4 protein-coding genes are annotated in these 3,792 nt (G+C 69.2%); 1 reads left to right on the top strand and 3 read right to left on the bottom strand.

The window, feature by feature from the left end:
* Positions 1 to 93: 93 nt before the first annotated feature.
* Genes nusB through hisG form a run of 3 tightly spaced genes read right to left on the bottom strand, consistent with a single transcriptional unit; the run spans position 94 to position 2,547 of the window.
* Positions 94 to 555 (bottom strand): transcription antitermination factor NusB, encoded by a 462-nt coding sequence (gene nusB / locus AX681_RS18990; protein ID WP_066661568.1) that lies wholly within the window; start codon positions 553 to 555, stop codon positions 94 to 96.
* A gap of 31 nt (positions 556 to 586) precedes the next feature.
* Positions 587 to 1,876: a histidinol dehydrogenase gene (gene hisD, locus AX681_RS18995; protein ID WP_066682625.1), complete on the bottom strand. Its 1,290-nt coding sequence runs from the start codon at positions 1,874 to 1,876 to the stop codon at positions 587 to 589.
* Positions 1,873 to 2,547 carry an ATP phosphoribosyltransferase gene (hisG, locus tag AX681_RS19000; protein ID WP_066659290.1) on the bottom strand — a complete coding sequence of 225 codons (675 nt, stop codon included), beginning with the start codon at positions 2,545 to 2,547 and terminating at the stop codon, positions 1,873 to 1,875. Before hisG ends, hisD begins: the two co-directional genes overlap by 4 nt.
* Before the next feature lie 59 nt (positions 2,548 to 2,606).
* Here hisG and AX681_RS19005 point away from each other — a divergent pair, with 59 nt between their 5' ends.
* The gene (locus AX681_RS19005; RefSeq protein WP_066659291.1) at positions 2,607 to 3,656 is read left to right on the top strand and encodes a DUF2332 domain-containing protein; all 1,050 of its coding nucleotides are present in this window, start codon (positions 2,607 to 2,609) and stop codon (positions 3,654 to 3,656) included.
* Positions 3,657 to 3,792: the final 136 nt, after the last annotated feature.

Genomic DNA, 3,792 nt, shown 5'->3' on the forward strand with positions numbered 1-3,792 from the left:
GGGTGGGGCCTATCCTCTGGACGCGTCGGTCTCGGTGAGACTGAGACGCCCCACCCCCAACCCCTCCCCTGAAGGGGAGGGGCTTAAGATCGCTCAAGCCCGCACCACCTTCGCAATCGCGTCGAGGAGGCCGTTGACGAACCCCTTCTCGCGCCGGTCGTAAAACGCATCGGTGACATCGAGATACTCGCTGATCGCCGCGCCCACCGGCACGTCCTTGCGCGCCAGCAGCTCATAGGTCCCCGCGCGCAGGATCTGCCGCATCGGGCGGTCGAGCCGGTCGAAGCTCCAGTCGACCGACAGCTTCGACGCGATCAGCGCGTCGATCTCGTCGCGCCGCGCGTCCACGCCCTTGACGATATCGTCGAAGAAGGTCGGATCGGCGTCGATATACTCCTCGTCCTCGATCGTCGCGCCCAGCCGGTGCTGGTGAAATTCGGTCAGCAGCTGGGGCAGGGGAGTCTTCTCCATCTCCTGCTGGTACAGCGCCTGCACGGCGGCAAGCCGCGCAGCGGCACGGGCTTTGGAACGGGTCTTGGCAGATGGGCTAGGCATAAGTCTCTCTTAGACCGTTCGCTGAACGGATTCACGGGTTCAGTCGAAGCGCCACCGACTTGGCATGCGCTGGCAGCCCCTCAGCCTCCGCCAGCGCCACCGCCGCCGGGCCGATCGCCGCCAGCCCCGCCGCGTCGAGCGCGAGGAAGCTGGTGCGCTTCATGAAGTCGAGCACCGATAACCCGCTGGCGAACCGTGCGCGTCGCCCGGTGGGCAGGACGTGGTTGGGGCCAGCGACATAATCGCCGATCGCTTCGGGCGTCATCCGGCCAAGGAACACCGATCCGGCATGGCGCACGCGCGCGAACAGCGCATCGGGATCGTCCACCGCCAGCTCGAGATGCTCGGGCGCGAGCTTGTTGACCAGCGGGATCGCTTCCTCGAGGTTCGCGGTCAGGATGATCGCGCCATTGGCATCCCAGCTCTGTCGCGCGACCTTGCGCGTCGACAGTTCGCCAATCTGGCGGTCGACCGCCTCGGCCACCTTGCCCGCGAGGATCGCGTCGTCGGTCAGCAGGATCGACTGGCTGGTCGGGTCATGCTCGGACTGGCTGAGCAGATCGGCGGCGATCCATTCGGCGTCGTTCTTGCCGTCCGCGACGACGACGATCTCGCTCGGCCCCGCGACCATGTCGATGCCGACCACGCCGTACAGCTGGCGCTTGGCCTCCGCGACCCAGGCATTGCCGGGTCCGGTGATGACATCGACCGCAGCGATCCGCCCAGTGCCATAGGCGAGCGCGGCAATCGCCTGCGCCCCGCCCACGCGCCAGATTTCGTCGACGCCAGCGATGTGCGCGGCGGCGAGGACGAGCGGGTTGATCTCGCCATCCGGGGTCGGCGTGACCATCACGACGCGATCGACGCCCGCGACCTTGGCCGGAATCGCGTTCATCAGAACCGAGCTGGGATAGGCCGCGCGCCCACCCGGGACATACACCCCCGCCGCCTCGACCGCGCCCCAGCGCGCGCCGGTCCGCACGCCGGCGGCGTCGGTGGTGTCGCTGTCCGCCGGCTTCTGCTTCTCGTGATAGGCGGTGATCCGCGCGGCGGCGAGTTCGAGCGCCGCGCGCAGATCGGCCGGCAGCGCCTCCAACGCCGCGATGCAGTCGCTCTTCTCGATCCGCCAGCCGGTTTCGTTGAGGTCGTGGCGGTCGAACTTGCGGGTAAAGGCGTGGAGCGCGGCATCGCCCTCGTCGCGGACGCTGGCGACGATGGTGCGCACGTCGCGCGCAACATCGGCATCGGCCTCTCGCCGCGCATCGACCAGTTCGCGGAATGCCTGGGCAAAGCCCGGCTCGGACGTCGACAGGCGGATCATGCGGCAGCCTCGTTTTCCACCGCGCGCCGGAAGGCGTCGACCAGCGGCACGATCTCCGGCCGTGTCTTGAACGCGGCGCGGTTGGCGATCAGGCGGCTCGACACCTCCATGATCGTCTCGACCTCGACCAGCCCGTTTTCCTTGAGCGTGCGGCCCGACGATACCAGATCGACGATGCGCGGGGCCAGGTCGAGCAGCGGGGCCAACTCCATCGCGCCATTCAGCTTGATGCACTCGGCCTGCACGCCACGCGCCTCAAAATGCTTGCGCGTCAGATGCGGGTATTTGGTCGCGACGCGGACATGGCTCCACCCGCGCGGATCGTCGGTCGCGGCGAGCGATGCGGGCTCGGCCACCGACAGGCGGCAATGCCCGATGCCCAGATCAACCGGCGCATACAGCTCCGAATAGGCGAATTCGGCGAGCACGTCCGACCCGACAATGCCCAGCTGTGCCGCGCCATGCGCGACAAAGGTCGCGACGTCGAATGCGCGCACCCGGATCAGGTCGATATCGAGGCGGTTGGTCTTGAAGCGCAGCGCGCGGCTGCCCTCGTCCGAGAACGCCGCTTCGGGCACGATTCCGGCATGCGCCAGCAGGGGCAACGCCTCTTCGAGGATGCGGCCCTTGGGTACGGCAAGGATGATCGGATCGGTGCTGGTGTCGGTCATGGGTTGCGCGCCTTTACTTGGGGGGGCGTTGCGGCGCAACAAGAGGGTCGGAGGTAGATATGGCCGACTGGATGACGCTGGAGGATGTGCGGACCGCGTTCGCCAATCAGGTGGACTATTGCCGCGCGAACGACGCGGGCCTGACCGCCAGCGTGGTGCAGGCGATTCTCGAAGGGATGGACGGGCCGGGGGTGTTCCGCGCAAAGCTGCGCGACTGGCCGGGCAAGCCGATGGCCGACGCGCTGCCGCTGCGTGCGGCGGGCGGGCTGCATGCGCTGTATCTGACCGGCGCGGCGCCGTCGCTGGCGCCGCTCTATGCGGGAGAGGCGGTGGATGCCGGGCCGCTGATCAACGCCGCGATCGACGCGCACGACGCGGCTTTGCTCCCCTGGCTCGACGGCCCGCCGCAGACGAACGAGGCGGCGCGGTCGAGCAACTATGCCGCCGCGATGCTGTGGCTGGCGGCGCGCGGCCTGCCCGGGCGGTTCGAGTGTATCGAGATCGGGTCCAGCGCCGGGATCAACCTGATGATGGACCGCTACCGCTACGACTTGGGCGGAATCGCGGTCGGGCCGGACGATGCGGAAATGCGGATCGCCCCCGACTGGCGCGGCCCGCCACCGCCGGAGGCTGCGGTCGAGATCGTGTCGCTGCGCGGCTGCGACGTCGCGCCGATCGACCTGACCGACCCTGAGGCGCTGCTGCGGCTGCGCGCCTATGCCTGGCCGGAGCATCGCGTGCGCGCACAGCGGCTGGAGATCGCGGCGGCGGAAGCGGCCCGGCGCGCGCCCGATCTGGTCGAGGCAGATGCGGCCGAGTTTGTCGTCGCGGCGCTCGCCCGGCCACAGGCGGCGGGGACGACCCGCGTGCTGATGCACTCGATCGTGTGGCAGTATCTCGGGGCCGAGCGACAGGCCGCGATCACGGCGGCGATGGAGGCTGCGGGCGCGAAGGCAACGCCCGAACGCCCGCTGGTCTGGATCGCGGTCGAGGCGAACCGCATGACCTTTCGCCACGAACTGACGGTGCGGACTTGGCCGGGAGACGGGGAGCCGCAGCTGCTGGCGGCGGCGCATGCCCATGGTGCATGGCTGGAGTGGATGGGCTAAACCCACAATCCTCCCCCGCCAGGGGGAGGTGGCACGCGCAGCATGACGGAGGGGGAGGGCGGCTGTGTCCGTGAACCTCTGGCCGTGGCGCTTCCTCCCCCTCCGTCGCCTTCGGCGCCACCTCCCCCTTGCGGGG

This window comes from Sphingomonas sp. CCH9-E2, from assembly GCF_001557215.1.
Classification (GTDB): Bacteria; Pseudomonadota; Alphaproteobacteria; order Sphingomonadales; family Sphingomonadaceae; genus Sphingomonas.

What these genes read in the sequence shown, in the direction of transcription:
- hisD (WP_066682625.1), bottom strand. Translation starts at nt 1,876, where the DNA reads ATGATCCGCCTGTCGACGTCCGAGCCGGGCTTTGCCCAGGCATTCCGC.
- nusB (WP_066661568.1), bottom strand. Translation starts at nt 555, where the DNA reads ATGCCTAGCCCATCTGCCAAGACCCGTTCCAAAGCCCGTGCCGCTGCG.
- AX681_RS19005 (WP_066659291.1), top strand. Translation starts at nt 2,607, where the DNA reads ATGGCCGACTGGATGACGCTGGAGGATGTGCGGACCGCGTTCGCCAAT.
- hisG (WP_066659290.1), bottom strand. Translation starts at nt 2,547, where the DNA reads ATGACCGACACCAGCACCGATCCGATCATCCTTGCCGTACCCAAGGGC.